Raw genomic sequence first — 16,677 nt, forward strand, 5'->3', positions numbered from 1 at the left:
AGTCAGTCGTCATACCTGAGCCGTCGTTTACAGCAATCACCGATGTACAAACGCCGTTTGCGGGATGCGCGGGCTCTTTGCCGCCCGCACCCGCAGCCTGCGAATTTTCCGGGCATTCAATGCCCGGAAAATTCTCAGGGAAACTGAAAACGCCGTCACACAGCCTGCCCCAATATCAGGTTAACGCCGCACTCCTTTGCGGCTTCTTCCCCCTGCCATCAAACCTTATCCATCAGATAACGGTGCGCTTTCGATGCCGCACTGGCCGCTTTGAAAATATAGCGCTTGTCGTTCTTCAATGCTTTCAGCCAGGAAGCGATATAGCTTTCATGCTGAACCTCTCCAACAATCCCCAGATCCGCCATCAGGAATGCGCTTCCCAGCTCGGCGATCAACTCTTCAAACGCGTACCCTTCACTGCCAAACTTCCCTTTCATTTCACGGTTAAGACGGTTTTTCGCACCGCTCCAGTGAACCAGCTCATGCAGGCCGGTAGCGTAGAAATTAGCGGCATCGGAAAAAAGATGACGTTCCGGCAACCAGACTTCATCCGTTAATGGCTTGAAAAAGGCATTTTGACCTTTCTCTATGAGGCGGGCACCACTGCGACGCAGCAGGTTTTCAGCCTGTGGTAACGGCTCGAACGTCTCAACGGGGCTAACAGCCTCAGTAGTCAGGGGAAGGCCATCAATTTGTTCAACATTGAACACGGTGAAGGTTTTCAGCATCGGGATCTGGTCGATGTCTCCGTCTTCGTTTTCCTTTTCCAGCGTTGTATAGAAAATGGCTGTCGTGCCGTGCTCGCCTTTGCGAACCTGCCCGCCCGCTGCCTGTGCCTGCTTGTAGGTCATCCAGCGTGAATCACCGAAGCCCTGTTCTGACGCACTGCACCACAACAGCATGATATTCATTCCGCTATACGCGATGCCGGTTGCGAAGTTGGAAGGTAAACCGGACATGCCCGGCACTCGCTGCCACGGACACGTCCAGGGCTTCACGCCGGCTTCCAGCGCGGTGATGATGCTGTCGGTGACGGTCTGGTAAATATCGGTTTGGGTTTTGGAAAATTTCGTTTTTGAGGAGCCTGACTGCTCCAGCGGGGATACGCTGGTCGCCGCTGCGGTGTTAGGGGCGCTGGTCTGGGTATGCTGGGAAATAGTCATGGTTTTTTCTCCGTCAGGGGTGTGATTTTCGTCTTCGTATCGCCTGACGGTTCGCTTTCCCGGCATCGTTCCGGCACGCAAGGGCGCAGAATGCGTGCCATTTACCCTTGCGGGACGGGTTGTGTTGGGAAACGATCAACCGGAAGCCGATACGGAGAACGGAAAGCACGCGGGAGAAAAAACTGACCCTGCATAGGCGGGCGTAGCGCCCCTTAGGCTGCAGCGGTGAAGTGGGTTTGGGACTAATGCCCTATTAAAATATAAGGAGTTATAATACATGTGATATCACTGATATAAGGATAATCTTCGATGTCTGATAGCCTGCTTGTTCGCACCAGTAGAGATGGCGATCAGTTTCACTATCTTTGGGCGGCGCGGCGCGCCCTTCGACTATTGGAACCTCAGTCAACTCTTGTTGCCCTGAACATTGAAGGGGTATCAACAGCGGAAATGGGCTCTCAGCCAGTGGTTGAGGATGGGGAAGAGCTGATTGATATTTCTGAATATTACGGCAGTAATGAGCTTGCAACAGCAACAACTGTTCGTTACATGCAGCTAAAGCATTCAACGCTGCATTCAGATACTCCATTTCCCCCTAGTGGATTACAAAAGACTATCGAAGGTTTTGCCATTCGTTATAAGGCTCTTATACAAAAAATACCGGTAGAAACGCTACGCACTAAACTGGAGTTCTGGTTTGTGACAAACCGCCCTATTAGTAGCAGTTTCAGTGAAGCTATCAGTGACGCCGCGCACCAGCATACGCCGCGCCATCAACGGGATCTGGAGAAACTTGAGAAATTTACCGGACTTCAAGGTGCAGAACTATCAATATTCTGCCAGCTTTTACATATAGAGGGCCAGCAGGACGATTTATGGAGTCAGCGGAATATCCTGATAAGAGAATCTGCGGGATATCTCCCCGACCTGGATACTGAAGCCCCTCTGAAATTAAAAGAATTAGTTAATAGAAAAGCATTAACCGAAAGCGCCTCAAATCCTTCAATTACCAGAATGGATGTGTTACGTGCTTTAGGGGTGGATGAAACAGATCTTTTTCCAGCGCCTTGCCGTATTGAAAGAATAGAAAATGCCGTTTCAAGGAAACAGGAGGCTGAGCTGGTTCAGCATGTTGTTGAAGCATCTGGAGCACCGGTAATTATTCATGCGGACGCCGGAGTGGGAAAATCTATTTTCTCTACCCATATAGGGGAGCATCTTCCCGCAGGCTCAGTCAGCATCCTATATGACTGTTTCGGGCAGGGTCAGTATCGTAATGCTTCTTCATACCGCCATCACCATCGTACAGCGCTGGTTCAGATGGCTAATGAAATGGCATCTCATGGTCTCTGTCATCCATTGATCCCAAATACGGGTACGGGCATATCTCAGTACATGCGTGCATTTCTGCATCGCCTTTCTCAGAGCATTTCAATACTCCGCGCTTCTGAGCCTCAGGCCGTGTTGTGCATTATTGTTGATGCTGCGGACAATGCACAGATGGCTGCGGAAGAAATCGGTGAAACACGTTCTTTTATCAGAGATTTAATTAGAGAAAAGCTTCCTGATGGAGTCTGCCTGGTTGCACTTTGCCGACCTCATCGACAGGTCTTGCTTGATCCACCTCCTGAAGTATTTACATTATCTCTGCAAACTTTTGATCGTGATGAAACAGCAGCCCATCTTCGTCAAAAGTTTCCCGATGCCAGCGAAAGCGATGTTGACGAGTTCCATCGCTTAAGCTCTTGCAATCCCCGCGTTCAGGCTCTGTCACTGTCACAACATCTTCCACTGGACGATACGCTGAGACTTTTGGGGCCAAATCCCAAAACAGTAGAAGATACTATTGGTGATATGCTGGAAGAATCCATTGCACGCTTGCGTGATACAGCAGGGATATCTGAACGTGCTCAAATTGATATGATTTGTTCAGCACTGGCAATACTGCGCCCATTAATCCCATTATCTGTACTATCTGTCATTTCTGGGGTAGCTAGTTCTGCTATTAAAAGTTTCGCACTTGATCTGGGGCGTCCATTAATTGTTAGTGGCGAGACTATTCAGTTCTTTGATGAACCATCTGAAACATGGTTTCAGGGCCGTTTTCGACCATCAGCGGCTGATTTGCATCAGTTTATTACTCACTTACAGCCACTAACAAAAAATAGTGCTTACGCTGCATCGGTATTACCGGCATTGATGCTGGAGGGGAATCAACTTCCTGAACTGATCACCCTTGCGATGTCCTCACAAGCTCTGCCTGAAACTAGTCCGGTTGAACGCAGAGACATAGAACTTCAAAGATTGCAGTTTGCCTTAAAAGCGGCCTTACGTACGGGCAGATACCAGGATGCAGCCAAATTGGCACTGAAAGCGGGTGGAGAATGCGCGGGAGACAACAGGCAAAGAGCCCTGTTAAGGGACAATATCGATCTGGCAGCAAAATTTGTGGGAAGCAACGGCGTTCAGGAACTGGTTTCCCGTAATTCATTTCCAGATACGAACTGGCTTGGTTCCAGAAATGCTTATTATGCCGCAATACTCTCCGAATATCCCGAACTCTTAGGAGAAGCCCGTAGTCGCCTTCGACTCGCCATGGAGTGGCTATCAAACTGGAGTCAACTACCAGATGATGAGCGGAACAGGCAAAATGTTACCGATCAAGACAGAGCTGCAATGCTCATTGCATGTCTGAATATTCATGGTGCGGGTGCAGCAGCAAATGATATTAGAATGTGGCAGCCTCGTGAATTATCTTTTGAAGCCGGAAATATTGTCGCCAAGCGGTTACTGTCCCATGCCCGTTACGATGAACTTGATCAGTTGGCTATTGCGGCCGGAAATGATATCAGTCTGGTTATGGGCATTGTACTGGAGGCAAGAAGGTTTCACCGTCCGGTCGCTGAAGAGGCAATAAGAAGAGTCTGGCGTCTGCTAAATAGTCCGCATGTCAATATTAAAGGCAGAAATCATGCGAATGACCAGACAATATCAGCCATCACTGGCATGGTTGAAATGGCACTTAGGCAATCTGTTTGTACAGAGACAGAAGGTCTCCAATTGCTAGCTCGTTATTTACCAAAGGTTCCCCCTTATGCTCTAACCTCTGAGTATAGTAAAGAAAGAGTTGCTTACGTCCGGGCATACGCTCTCCAGGCAAATCTGATGGGGTCCCAATTAACGCTCAGCGATTTGGCCACCACAGAGGTCAAAAAAGAACTCAATGCTGAAAAACGCCATAGCGAATCTGATGACCTACGCCAACTTAAACAATATAGTGGAGTATTAATCCCCTGGTGTAATTTATGGGCAAAATTAATTCTGCACAGAACAGGTAAATCAGATTTTGAAAGTGAACTAAATGATGTTCAAAAACAGTCAGCGAATATTAAGGGATACTCCCACTCGGAATATTCATATGTATCAAATGATATCGCAAACATATGGTTTGATATTCTAGTTGAAGCGGGTGATATTTCAATAGACGATTTTGAAAACATTATTAAATGGAGCAAAAACAAAGGGAATAGAATATTCACACCAACTTTTCACCGTTTCAGTTCTGTATGTGCACAGATGTCAGGACTCGAGGAGCTTTCATATAACTTTGCTGAACACGCTTGGTCGTTATGGAAAGATGAGCACTCTGATGCTCAGGTTAAAGCTGATGGTTATATCGTTCTTTCCCGCTCACTCATTTCACTTGATGAGTCAGAAGCGAAAGAATACTTCAATAAAGCAATTGAAGTTACCAGTAGGCTGGGTGATGAAAATTCAAGCCGATGGGAAGCGATACTTGATCTTGCTGAATATGTTACCGATACAAGACAAGCCTCCCCTGAAATTGCCTATAAACTAGCCCGATGTGCTGAACTAACCAGAGAATATGTTGATCGGGATAAACACTTTGCGTGGAGTGATACAGTTGAGACTCTAGCGGAGTTATGTCCATCATCAGCAATAGCGATAATAAGTCGTTGGCGTGATCGTACATTTGGTGATCACAGAAATATACTAGCATGGACCGTCGAGAAACTTGTAAAGAAAAATAAAATTAACGTACTCGATGCTCTTCCTTTCATTACATTCAAGAATGGTTGGCATGAATGCGACCTGCTTGACTCAGTTTTATCCTCGTATATTGATGATGAAAATAAGATTGCAGCATTCGAAGTGGTTTACCAGTATACAAGATTTGATACAGATAATATCGAAAAGCTAAAAAAACTGGATGCTATCGCTGCATCAATAGCTATTGAACGCTCAGAGTTGAAAGAGAGAATTTCACTTCTACAGCGTACTGAAGCGGCTACAAACAAAGCCAGTTTTTCATCGAAAAATAGGGAGAGAGATCACGCTAAGGAATGGGAATCAGTCTTTAATGATTGTGATTTATCGACTACTTATGGTATTAGTTCAGCATACGAAAAATTTCGTATCAATCCTGAACTTTATTCCAGAGAAAATTTTATTAAAGAAGCAATAAGTCGACTTCAAACAGGGAAAGAAAAAGATTTTATCACTGCTTTTAGTACCCTGTCTCACTGGAGCCTTTATGATTCAAAATATATTTTTGAATCTATACCTGATAAGTGGACATCTCGTTTAAGTATTAAAACCGCCCTGACTGATTTAATAAAAGAATATTGTCAGCGTTTCTGTATGCAGATTGGAAAAAATCGTTACTACGAAGTTTTTCCCTTCAACCTAGCTAGCAGGCTTTCCGGCATGAGTGAAAAAGACATCTTCAGTATCGTTTTGGATGCTATTGCAGAATCACCGGAGCCAGCTGATTCAGGCCGTTTATTTAGTCTTCCAGGTCTTCTTATCAGTAAACTGGAACCTAATGAAGCGTTAAATGTATTATCTTATGCACTGAGTTTATTCGATGGAGTGCTAAAAGATGAAGATGGTGATGGTCCATGGGACGAGCAGTTGTCTCCTCCAGTTCAGGTTGAAGATTCTCTTGCAGGATATATTTGGGCACGATTGGCTTCTCCAGAAGCAGAAATGCGCTGGCAGGCAGCACATGCGGTTCTGGTATTATGTCGAATGAATCGTACTCGTGTTGTACAGGGAATTTTTCAGCACGCGATAAATGCTACTACATTACCGTTTTGTGATCGCAATCTGCCCTTTTATACCCTTCACGCTCAATTGTGGTTGATGATTGCTGCGGCAAGGGCAGCGTTGGACGATGGAAAAGCACTGATTCCCAATGTCGATTATTTCTACCGTCATGCTACGACTGATCAACCACATGTATTAATCCGTCTTTTTGCTGCCAGAACTTTACTTTCACTGCATGATAGCGGCCTGATATCTATATCAACTCAAGCTCAAAACAAACTTCGAAATATAAATCAATCAACAGATCTTCCGATTGTTGATGAAGCTGAAAAGCACATAGATGAGGATTCATATACTTTTGGTATCGACTTCGGCCCATACTGGCTGGCACCACTGGGACGTTGTTTCGGCATATCACAAAAGCAGTTAGAACCTGAAATGCTTCGCATTATTCGCGATGATCTTGGTTTTAAAGGCAGCCGTAACTGGGATGAAGATGAGCGGAATAAACGACGCTACTATCAGGACAGAGATAACCACCACAGCCATGGTTCGTATCCACGTGTCGATGATTACCATTTTTACCTGTCATACCATGCAATGTTTATGACTGCCGGAAAGCTATTAGTAACAAAACCTCTGGTAGCCAGTCGCTCCGATGATGTTAAGAATATTTTCCAAGACTGGCTAAGAAGGCATGATATTTCTCGGAAAGATAATCGTTGGCTCGCAGATCGGAGAGATATACAACCCGAGAGTCGTCCTGGTTGGACTGACGATGTCTCTGTTAGCCTGAATGAATGGTTGGCATCCATCTCTGAAAATGTATTTAACGAAGCACTATACCCCAATGCCGGGCTATTAACGGTATGGGGACATTGGTCTGACGTTTGTTCAGATCGAAAAGAATCTATTGCTATCCATTCTGCGTTAGTATCACCGGAGCGATCTTTATCGCTCCTCAGAGCATTACAAACAACGGAAAACGTATATGACTATAAAATCCCTGATGCTGGGGATAATCTTGAAATAAATCATGCCCATTACCAACTAAAAGGATGGATTAACGATATTACTGAATATTATGGAATTGATGAATTTGATCCCTGGGCGGGTAATGTCAGATTTCCGGTACCTGAACCTGCGCCATTTGTAATTGATGCGATGAAATTGTATACAGATAAAGATCATCGAGTCTGGTCTTCAACCTCTTATGTTGAACCAGAAATGATTTCCAGTATTTGGGGGCACCGGTCAGGTAAAAATGACGAAGAAAAAATGTATTGTTACAAGCTATGTGCCTCAGTAAACTTCATTAAATCAGCATTAGCAACATTCAAAATGGATCTCATTCTGGAAGTTAATGTTGATCGCTATTCACGAAATAGCCGATACGAACGGAGTAATGGAAATGAACTCGATAACATCCCGTCAAGCACTCGACTCTTCCTCTTCCGACACGACGGAACCATCCAAACGCTATACGGCAATTATCGAGTTGGGGAAGAAGTTAGTTGATGAGCTCGAACTGAATGATTCTGTTGATACATTGGGCAGATGGATGGCCCACTATATTGCAGAACTCATTTCCGATACGGAACATAGTCCGGATGAGATTGTTCGCGCAGCTAAGCATGCGGAGCTCATGGACTCGATTTGGGCATTCTGGGTTCATCGTTACGAATTACCGATTGGTAATAAGACCTTACAGGAGCCAGAACCTATTCTGAGAGCCTTACAAAGCCTGGATCCTGAGAGCGAACAACCAAGATACTTTTCCTCATCACTGAAGCGGATTGATACAGATAAAGAGTCAGACGAAGTTAAAAAATGGCTCTCAATCGCTAATCATATTGATTCTACGGCGAAAATACTGATTGATTACTGCCTCTCTTTAGCAACGGAAAATGCTATCGATAAATCCAAAGAATGGGTTGAACTAGCACGACAGGCCGGGCTCGCCGAAGATATTGATATAATTGAATTGCGAGTTTTTCAGTTCCTGGATAATCCGGTCAATAAAGATGATCCAACGGTGGTACAAAGAAGAATACTGGAGAAACGACAGAAAAAACTCGCCGCGTTTTTTTCGCTAGCTTCTCAGTTAGATGAACAACTCAAATCACGGCTTGAAGCTCTACCAGCAATTGAAGATGAGACAGAAAAAGACGATGACAATGTTTGAGATCACACATATTTAGCATTAGGACAATTAAACAAACATATTACTTTCTAGCCCAAAGCGTTGAGATTCCGCTTAACGTTTAGTAAAAGGAGTTCAGATGTCAGTATCCAGATTTTTGGTAGAGAACAACGGTTCAAATCAGAACAATATAAAGCTCGCCATGAGCAAAGCCTATCATCTATGCAAAGATGCAGGACTGCAGCAAATCACATTGTTGTTTCCTGCAAAAGGAACATTTTCTCACTCTGATATTGCAACATTTCTTGGTGAGCAAGCGGTAAAGGCTTTACTAAAAGACCAAAAGGTCGATTTGGGTAACAACATTCTGTTGGATTTTAATATACCTAAAAACTTTTCTGTACATGGTGACCATGACATTGTGTTAGCGACATATCTAACTGATAAAGACATGGATATTGTTGATAGTACTCGAAACGTCGATAGCATCGTTTTCTTACCCTGGTCAGAGATCGAAGGTAAACGCTGGTTATCCACATGGGCGCCTGAAATAGTCGGCCCATCTACCTGGGAAGTACAAAAAACACAGCTATTAATCCCCATTGCGGATGAAATTCTACGCTTGGGTCATTGCATCAACATGTCAACAGGACTTAGTCATCCATCGGATAAAGACATGGCAAAACGAATTTTTACCAGCCTAAAAAAGCAAGGATTCAGAGCAACAGAAGAAGAGATCAGGCAGTTCGCAGTCAATAACGGCTGGGAACCCGTTAGAGCGAAAGAGTTAGCTAGTTTTGCAAAGAAATATATAGGGTAGTAAAGATTAAAAAGCTAACTCGTTGTATGTTCAGTCCGAGCTAAATTGGTGGTCATTCTAGTGGTCTTGACGGACAAGACCTCTTAGTTTAGATTATTTATTAGCCAGTTAATGGCAAAGGCGATCCCAGTCAGAGGAGCCAAATTCAAAAAAGCAGATGTCGAAAGGCATCTGCTTTTTGCTTTTTATCAATTGGTTATCCCCTTCTTTAGGTTCACCCTCATCCATTCAAAATCACTCGAAGCCATACCCATTTGCTGGTAAAAATACTGGTAAAGATGGTTCGATTTCGTTTTTACCAGCAATCGGAGGGAACCGTCATGTCACTTACTGATACTAAAGTAAAAAATGCCAAGCCATCAGAAAAGGTGGTTAAGCTCACTGACGGGTTTGGCCTCTACTTGCTGGTACATCCCAACGGTTCCAAATACTGGCAGTTAGGCTATCGCTTTGAAGGGAAACAGAAGGTCTTTTCCATTGGCGTCTACCCGGCTGTTTCACTGGCTGATGCAAGACAACGACGCGATGACGCCAAAAAGCTGTTAGCGGCGGGAATTGATCCGAGCGCTAAAAAACAGGCAGATAACAAAGCGGTTCAGGAAAAGCGTAATAATACCCGCGCTTTCAAAACGGTAGCCAGAAACTGGTTTGCCGCCAAAACCACATGGTCGGAAGATTATCAGCGTTCTGTCTGGACCCGTATTGAAACCTACCTGTTTCCTGACATCGGTAACAAGGACATTGCTGAACTGGATACAGGCGACCTGCTGGTTCCCATCAAAAAGATAGAAAAGTGATCCTACCCACGTAATGTGGACACAGCCCTAAGCGAGGTTCTGATTTTCAAATTGTTCCGGACTGATACCACCACAGGCACTGTGACGTCTCCAGCGATTGTAATCACACTCGATATAATTAAATACCGTCGTCTGCATTATTTCCCGACTGATAAAGCGTTCACCATGGATGCATTCAACTTTCAATGAGTGAAAGAAGCTTTCCGCACAGGCATTATCGTAGCAGCAACCTTTTGCGCTCATGCTCCCATGCAGATTATGCCGTTTCAGCAAGGTCTGATAATCCGCTGAGCAGTACTGCCCGCCACGGTCAGTATGAACGATAACGTTTTTCGGTCGTTTACGCCGCCACAGCGCCATCTGTAGCGCATCACAGGCCAGCTGTGCCGTCATCCTCGATGACATCGACCAGCCAATAACAGCACGCGACCATAGGCCAATATCGGCGAGTTACCGGACGACGTCACCGTGCTGGCACCAACCTCGGCGTTTGATGTATGGGACGGTAAACAATGGGTAACAGATACTGAGGCCCAAAAAGCGGCAGCAGTTAAGTCCGCACACCAAGAGCTGGATAATCGGCGGGCAGTGGCAAACAACAGGATTAACAAACTGACATATGCAGTTAATCTGAGGAGTGCGACAGCGGATGAAGAGGCAGCGTTGAAAACGTGGCAAACGTATTTGGTCATGCTCAGCCGCGTTGACGTTTCAGGTGTTGAAATAACATGGCCTGACATTCCAAATAACTGAAATTTTATTTCAATATTTGAAAATGAATGCGGCACAATTTATCGCGCATCTGATGCCTGATTTATCGCGCCGCGCATCAATTGGCTCGAGGCCACAAGCAGTTACTACCGCTGATCGAATATGCACTAAAAGAAGGATGGGAGGTTGAGCGTACTTCTGGTGGGCATTTGAAGTTCACCAAACCTGGTATGCCACCGATTTTCACCAGCTCGACAGCCAGCGCCTATTGTGCTGGGCGTAATGCGCGCGCCTTCAGGCATTGCAACCATCCAGGTGACGCCGTTTCTATAGAACAGAGTGGCGTGTCGTTCGATGGCAGCAATACTCACAGTGCTCACTGTATGTGTTCTTACCAGCACCGCGTTGTATTACTTCTCTACGAGGGTTTTGACCTCCCCACTCATTCTCTCTACGAGGGGATTTTTCTACCGTAATCAGTGCCAATATGGGCGCAACCTGATGCGTTTTGTTCCACGCACACGGTCCATCATCACGCCATTCTGCATATATGTTCGCTGGCGTAGCTGGCAACATCCCAGGCAGTCAAGGCCATCAAGACTGCGGCACGCTGATAGCGTGTTGGCTTTCACCATCACAGGGCGCTTAGCGTCCATTCATTCCACCCACAAGGGTCCCCATCCCTTGTGGCTGGGGAGTTCCTTTTTTGGAGACTTTCCCATGGATCATCAAACTATTCGCAATCAGATGCAGTCATTGGTGCGTGACCACGTTCCTTCCAATGCCCGCCGCTTCAAATTCAACATCTTCGACGGACAGCCCAAAGTGTCGGTGCTGGGTTTTCACATTGATCCCAAACCTTTTGAGGGAAAAATCATCGCCAGAACGGAGGACGCCATTGTCGTCAAGACCGGCCGAATCGAGTTCGCCGTGCTTGACCGAACTCTTGTGACCGAAGATCCGGACGAAGGTGCCAAGGTACAGGTAGAGCCCTATGCGCGGCACCGCTTCGACGGCCTTCGTGCAGACACACCCGAAGAGCGCACCGAATGCACCGCCGATGGTACGCCCTACAAGCTCAAGATGTATATTCTCGGCTCTGCGCCCGCCAGGCTTCCGATCCCACAACCTCGCTGCCCACCAGAATGGTTACGCAGGAACGGCATACTTTTATATGTTTTGGTCTGCTGGCTATGATGCACGAAGCATCCTGGCCGTATCTCGAAGAGCTTCCTCGATAGGCGTTGGCACAATACCAAAGACCCGAGACGAGGCAGTCGAGTCGAGGATGAAAGGTTGGTCAAATTGATATCTCGTGGCACGCATTTCACGCACCATCGGCATAAAAAGACCCAAGGTCCATAGCAAAGGAAAAGGAATGACCGAGAGCCGAGGTGCAGGCAAGTTTTCGACTTCGCAAAAGCGTGTGACGAGTTCACGCGCCGTCAACGGTGGATTGGTGGGTGCGTGCCAGACTTTTCCCCAAGCACGCTCATCGGTGGCGACTGTGACCAGCAATCGCGCGGCGTCATTGACCGAGGTCCAACTATGCGGTACGTCCAGCGGAATCGGCGAGACCGCCTTCTTGCCTTCAAGCAGTGGTTTACAAAGCGTAAGAGCAAACACAGAGTTCGGCTGGATGTGATCGCTGGCCCGCACTTCGGTAGCTCGGATGCGGCCAGTTTTATGCAAGACAAGGGCCTCGTGCCAGATGTCGGCCCTGATACGTAGCTTCGGGTGCCGAGCAGACGTTGGGGTCTGCTCCGTCATCGGTTGTGCGACAGGACCATAGCCATAAGCATTGCTGTGGCTGACCAAGACTGCGCCGGATCGCTCCGCAGCAATCAGCAACGCCGACGCGAGGGCTGGCCAGTCTTGTAGCCAGCGATCGTAGGGTGGCGCGGCGCATACATAGAGGGCCGCTGCATCGGCCGCTAGCTTAAACAGTTGGTCCGTGTCCGTGACGTCGGCGGCGACACGCTCGATGCCAGGCAGGTCTGGACCGGATCCTTTTCGGCTAACCAGGCGGACAGGCTCGCCCCGCGAAGCGAGCAATCTAGCGGTCGCGATACCGACGGAACTCGCGCCCACGACGACATGTAATTTTCCCATTCTTTCCTCCCTCCATGCGTTGGGCACGGAGAACACAGCATTAGTAAGATTTGGGCCGCGCACAGTGGTGCTGCGGCCCGATGCGAGGGAGCGGCTGAACGGCTATGCCTGCAACGCCGCGGCTAGAACATCGCGCAGTGGCGTTGCAGGACGCCCGGCAAGACGCTCTACATCACTTGTCACAATGTCGAACGCACCGGCCACGAAGTTCCGCTTGATGTCCAAGACGACATTAACAACTGGCTCCGGCAGACCGGCCTGGGCAAGTCCACTTGCAAGCTGTTCTTGCGTGAGGACGGCGAAGCCGACAGGATCGCCAGTGAGTTCCGAGACGATCGCCGCCCGCTCCTCGCCGGTGACGACGGCCGAACCTGTCGCGTTGTAGATGGCACCGGCGTGACCTTCGCCGAGTAGAATGCCTGCGGCTGCCGCGGCCACGTCGTCCCGGGACACGTAGGCAACGCGCTCCGAGCCTAGGCCCGCCAAGACACCTGCGCCGAGCGAGTTCTTGATCTCGTCGGCCATCGACTCGGCGTAATAGTTCATCCGCAGGATGGTCCAACACTGTGCTGTGCGGATCAAGTGCTGCTCACCATCCCAGTACGGCGCGCCGATCGACGGTTCTGCGGCCTCCTTTGTCCCCGCAGCCGAGACGAGCACGACATGCGCGACCCCGGCCTGTTGCGCGGCATCAATGGCCGTCTTCAACTGGCGTCCTCGTACACCGGGGCGCAGGTCAGCGCTGGGAATGATAAGCAGACGATCAAGCCCCTGATAGGCCTGCGCCAGCGAGTCAGGTCGGTCGTAATCGCCTTCGCGACCTTCGGCTAGGACAGTAAGGGCGGCGGGGGTGCGGGAGATGCCGACAACACTATGCCCTGTACCGCGTTCGGCTAGGAACGACAAAACTTTCTGGCCGAGATGGCCGCTTGCACCACTAACTCCGATCTTCATTTGATAACCTTTCTATCGTTAAGAACAAAATGTTCGTGTCAAATGTGAGCGAAAACGATAGGATTGACAAGAATGCACAAAGCAGTTCGCAACGAACAAAAATGTGCCTATCGACAAGTGGGGAAGAGCCCAGTGGCCAAAACACATATCGCAAATCCGGTTGGATGCGAGACACCCAACGACGAACACGCAAGATGCAAAGCTCTCGGGCAGGTGCTTGACCGTATCGGGGATAAATGGACTATCGGTGTGGTGGGAGCCTTGTCCAAAGGGCCAACCCGCTTCAATGCTTTGCTTCGCCTGATCGATGGCGTCTCTCATCGTATGCTGACGCTGACGCTGCGTGGCTTGGAACAGGATGGACTGGTCAAGCGGACGGTGTACCCGACAGTGCCACCCAAAGTTGAGTATGAGCTTACCAATATGGGTAGCTCTCTTATCGAGCCCCTAGAGACGCTCTCGCTGTGGGCCCAGGAACATCATCCGGCCATTGAAGCTGCGCGTGCATTGTCAGCGCTCCGTCAAGCAAGCGAGACTAAGGGGTAAGTGGAGCAGAAGCGAAGTACGCAGCATTGCGTTGCTCCATGGCATTACCATGCGTCATAGCGTCTCAATGTGCCAGGAAGCGCTCGCCTAAAAACCCCCTAAACCACGACAGCGCACGAACATTCTCCACAACTTTCGCCAGCATAGGCGGATTTGCAGCAGGCTCTCAAGCGCCAAACGTAGGTCAAATTCCTTTGCAGAAGCCCCCCCTCTGCTCGATGCGATTACTATCAATGTCGGCGTATTTTCTGCGACAGGCACTACCTAGCGTGTCGGTTGCTATATGGCGCAATGTCAGTCGGCTTGGCGAGTGCGTCGGAACAGTATTTCGTCCACGTCCTCGGGCTGGCTCATGGCGAAGGCGACCACAGGCAGTCTGTTTGAATGTTTTGCTGACGTTGTCAGCGACATGCCACGCAACCTCGGCCCCAGGTTGCGGTGCGGCGAAAACCGCATGGCCGAGCCAGTTCGCACAGCATCCTCATGCGAACGACCACCGGCTTATACCGGTAGTGGATGCCTCTGCCTTATCAACCCATCGCGGGGTTACACACCCCCGCAATCGGGCCTGGTGTGTCTCCGCTTCATTTTTTAATGGAGATGTCATCATGGTTCATTCTACTTCAGGCGAAAAAGCCTATTTCGATCTGCACACCGAAGGTTACGGTCGTCTGCAGCGTGTGCGGGAAGTTCCCGTGCGTGGTGGCCGCCGTGCTCAGCACTTCATGGCTTGCACCATCGCAGCGCTGGTCGGTTCTGCCGAAGAGCCGGTCATCCGCTATTTTGATGTCAAAGTCTCAGGTGCCGAGGCTAAAAAACTGGTCGAACACTATATCGGCACGGATGATCCGCAGCAGCGCCCGGTGGTCAAGTTCCGGCAGGGGGATCTGTGGAGTGATGCATTCATCCGCCCCAGTGGTGAGCGCAAGGGTGAACCCGCAGCCAGCCTCAAAGGTAGACTTCTGAAGGCTGAATTGATTGACCCAGCCACACTGGCGGCAATCGAACAGTACGAGCTGATCACCCGAGGCATTGGTTATCTCAATCGCCCCATAGATGTCACACCGAAGGAGGGTGACCCGTTCCTCACATGCACCATCGGTGCACTGGCCGGGCCTGTTGAAGAACCGGAATACCGATACATCAACACCATCGTGACCGCTCCGGAAGCTCAGCATCTGGTGCGCCGTTGTGTGCAAGCCGTCGAGGCTCAGCGCAAGGTGTTGATCGCCTTCCGTCTCAATGACATGAAAGCGAATCCGTACCTTCGCAAGAAGGGCGAGCATGTCGGCGAACCGGCAGCGAGTCTGGAGTCCAAGCTAATACATATTGGCCAGATCAAAGTAGATGGACAACGAGTCTATCCAACGGCCAACCAGGCCCCCTCAGAGTCAGAAAGTCCTGACAACAGCGCAGATATGCCGTCTACAACATCGGGTATCCGGCGACGATAAGAACCGATCTGGTGCCGTAATTCACCTGCCGTGCACGGGATCAATGGGCCTTTGAGCATGGCGTGGAACTTCGGCTTATCCAACCGGGCAAGCCGACTCAGAACGGATTTATTGAGAGTTTTAACGAACGATTTAGAGATGAGTGCCTCAATGAGCACTGGTTCAGCGATATTGTTCATGCCAGGAAAACGATTAATGACTGGCGGCAGGATTATAACGATTGCCGCCCACATTCATCACTGAATTACCAAACTTCAGCTGAATTTACTGTGGGCTGGCGAAACGGGAAATATGAAGAAAAACCAACCGACATTACTAACTGAAGGTTGTATCTAATTCTGGGGGCAGGTCATGGGGAGAGAGGCGGGGATAACGTGCTGGCAAAGGCAATCCTGGACAGGCCACTTCACCACCCAAAAAACTTAAAATAAAGGAATAAAGCCACCGGTTAAAGGAAAAACGCAAAGCCGGAGTGCCGGCAAAAAACACCACGCCAGTCAGTGATGATGAGATGGCGAAAATCGTCCTCACCCCCAAAGCGGCCAATAATCTTGGTGTTGACATACTGGGCCTGGCTGTATTATCAGGTCCTCAGAGAGAAGGGCAAATCTCACCAGTCTGCGATCCGGGCACTTGCGTTCAAATGGATCCGGATAATTTACTGTTGCTGTAAGAGCAGAACCTGTTACGACGAAGCAAAATATTTACTGGCTCTCAAAGAATGGCGTTCGCCCTTACTGAATTTGCTGAATATCTCAGGCCGTGAAGCGGACATTAAATAAAAATACATTCATATGTTGACCAGAATATACAGTAGCGTTGAGCGGGAGTTAGGCTGTGTCCCTTAACTTAACAACCGCTTTAAAAATAACCTGATCGCTCCCAGTTTTAGCATACTCAGGTAGTT

General features: G+C 48.5%; 9 protein-coding genes and 7 pseudogenes. 12 read left to right on the plus strand and 4 right to left on the minus strand.

All coding sequences use genetic code 11. The features are described from left to right. Window positions 1-218 precede the first annotated feature (218 nt). The gene (locus FDP13_RS19400; protein ID WP_143840193.1) at window positions 219-1,163 is read right to left on the minus strand and encodes an ArdC family protein; all 945 of its coding nucleotides are present in this window, start codon (window positions 1,161-1,163) and stop codon (window positions 219-221) included. Window positions 1,164-1,472: 309 nt separating this feature from the next. Here FDP13_RS19400 and avs3a point away from each other — a divergent pair, with 309 nt between their 5' ends. From avs3a to FDP13_RS19420, 4 genes and pseudogenes are all read left to right on the plus strand, one after another. Further along, complete coding sequence (gene avs3a, locus FDP13_RS19405; protein WP_143840194.1) at window positions 1,473-7,751, plus strand: AVAST type 3 anti-phage nuclease/ATPase Avs3a; 6,279 nt, start codon at window positions 1,473-1,475, stop codon at window positions 7,749-7,751. Beyond that, window positions 7,732-8,418, plus strand: a complete 687-nt coding sequence (gene avs3b / locus FDP13_RS19410; protein ID WP_143840195.1) for an AVAST type 3 anti-phage proein Avs3b — start codon at window positions 7,732-7,734, stop codon at window positions 8,416-8,418. Before avs3a ends, avs3b begins: the two co-directional genes overlap by 20 nt. Window positions 8,419-8,515: 97 nt before the next feature. Next, window positions 8,516-9,196: a hypothetical protein gene (locus tag FDP13_RS19415; RefSeq protein ID WP_143840196.1), complete on the plus strand. Its 681-nt coding sequence runs from the start codon at window positions 8,516-8,518 to the stop codon at window positions 9,194-9,196. A 320-nt stretch (window positions 9,197-9,516) separates the two neighbouring features. Beyond that, window positions 9,517-9,987: pseudogene (locus FDP13_RS19420) on the plus strand (tyrosine-type recombinase/integrase); the annotation flags it as partial. 33 nt (window positions 9,988-10,020) lie between these two features. Here the strand turns inward: FDP13_RS19420 and FDP13_RS19425 are convergent. Beyond that, window positions 10,021-10,434 (minus strand): annotated as a pseudogene (locus FDP13_RS19425) (IS3 family transposase); the annotation flags it as partial. Window positions 10,435-10,461: 27 nt separating this feature from the next. Here FDP13_RS19425 and FDP13_RS19430 point away from each other — a divergent pair. The 3 genes and pseudogenes from FDP13_RS19430 to FDP13_RS19440 form a co-directional block, all read left to right on the plus strand. Continuing rightward, window positions 10,462-10,746, plus strand: a complete 285-nt coding sequence (locus tag FDP13_RS19430) for a tail fiber assembly protein (protein WP_199886360.1) — start codon at window positions 10,462-10,464, stop codon at window positions 10,744-10,746. 59 nt (window positions 10,747-10,805) lie between these two features. After that, window positions 10,806-10,997, plus strand: a pseudogene (locus FDP13_RS21855) (type II toxin-antitoxin system HicA family toxin); the annotation flags it as partial. A 427-nt stretch (window positions 10,998-11,424) separates the two neighbouring features. Further along, a pseudogene (locus tag FDP13_RS19440) lies at window positions 11,425-11,844 on the plus strand (GTPase); the annotation flags it as partial. 51 nt (window positions 11,845-11,895) lie between these two features. On the opposite strand, the gene FDP13_RS19445 reads toward FDP13_RS19440, so the two are convergent. Together FDP13_RS19445 and FDP13_RS19450 are read right to left on the minus strand one after the other, a co-directional pair. Then, the gene (locus tag FDP13_RS19445; protein ID WP_143840198.1) at window positions 11,896-12,816 is read right to left on the minus strand and encodes an NAD-dependent epimerase; all 921 of its coding nucleotides are present in this window, start codon (window positions 12,814-12,816) and stop codon (window positions 11,896-11,898) included. A gap of 102 nt (window positions 12,817-12,918) precedes the next feature. Next, window positions 12,919-13,770, minus strand: coding sequence for an SDR family oxidoreductase (locus FDP13_RS19450; RefSeq protein ID WP_143840199.1), 852 nt, complete (start codon window positions 13,768-13,770; stop codon window positions 12,919-12,921). A 72-nt stretch (window positions 13,771-13,842) separates the two neighbouring features. On the opposite strand from FDP13_RS19450, the gene FDP13_RS19455 reads away from it, so the two are divergent. The 5 genes and pseudogenes from FDP13_RS19455 to FDP13_RS19470 all read left to right on the plus strand — a co-directional run. Beyond that, window positions 13,843-14,316 carry a helix-turn-helix domain-containing protein gene (locus tag FDP13_RS19455; protein WP_143840200.1) on the plus strand — a complete coding sequence of 158 codons (474 nt, stop codon included), beginning with the start codon at window positions 13,843-13,845 and terminating at the stop codon, window positions 14,314-14,316. 608 nt (window positions 14,317-14,924) lie between these two features. After that, window positions 14,925-15,770 carry a DUF3577 domain-containing protein gene (locus FDP13_RS19460; protein ID WP_143840201.1) on the plus strand — a complete coding sequence of 282 codons (846 nt, stop codon included), beginning with the start codon at window positions 14,925-14,927 and terminating at the stop codon, window positions 15,768-15,770. Further along, window positions 15,752-16,093: pseudogene (locus tag FDP13_RS19465) on the plus strand (transposase); the annotation flags it as partial. The gene FDP13_RS19460 and the pseudogene FDP13_RS19465, both read left to right, overlap by 19 nt. 2 nt (window positions 16,094-16,095) lie before the next feature. Beyond that, a pseudogene (locus FDP13_RS21710) lies at window positions 16,096-16,290 on the plus strand (ATP-binding protein); the annotation flags it as partial. Between the two features lie 40 nt (window positions 16,291-16,330). Further along, window positions 16,331-16,552: pseudogene (locus tag FDP13_RS19470) on the plus strand (hypothetical protein); the annotation flags it as partial. Window positions 16,553-16,677 lie beyond the last annotated feature (125 nt).

The sequence above is a fragment of the Dickeya sp. ws52 genome, from assembly GCF_007210685.1.
GTDB classification, from domain to species: domain Bacteria; phylum Pseudomonadota; class Gammaproteobacteria; order Enterobacterales; family Enterobacteriaceae; genus Dickeya; species Dickeya chrysanthemi.

What these genes read in the sequence shown, in the direction of transcription:
- FDP13_RS19400 (WP_143840193.1), bottom strand. Translation starts at nt 1,163, where the DNA reads ATGACTATTTCCCAGCATACCCAGACCAGCGCCCCTAACACCGCAGCG.
- avs3a (WP_143840194.1), top strand. Translation starts at nt 1,473, where the DNA reads ATGTCTGATAGCCTGCTTGTTCGCACCAGTAGAGATGGCGATCAGTTT.
- FDP13_RS19415 (WP_143840196.1), top strand. Translation starts at nt 8,516, where the DNA reads ATGTCAGTATCCAGATTTTTGGTAGAGAACAACGGTTCAAATCAGAAC.
- FDP13_RS19445 (WP_143840198.1), bottom strand. Translation starts at nt 12,816, where the DNA reads ATGGGAAAATTACATGTCGTCGTGGGCGCGAGTTCCGTCGGTATCGCG.
- FDP13_RS19450 (WP_143840199.1), bottom strand. Translation starts at nt 13,770, where the DNA reads ATGAAGATCGGAGTTAGTGGTGCAAGCGGCCATCTCGGCCAGAAAGTT.
- FDP13_RS19455 (WP_143840200.1), top strand. Translation starts at nt 13,843, where the DNA reads ATGCACAAAGCAGTTCGCAACGAACAAAAATGTGCCTATCGACAAGTG.
- FDP13_RS19460 (WP_143840201.1), top strand. Translation starts at nt 14,925, where the DNA reads ATGGTTCATTCTACTTCAGGCGAAAAAGCCTATTTCGATCTGCACACC.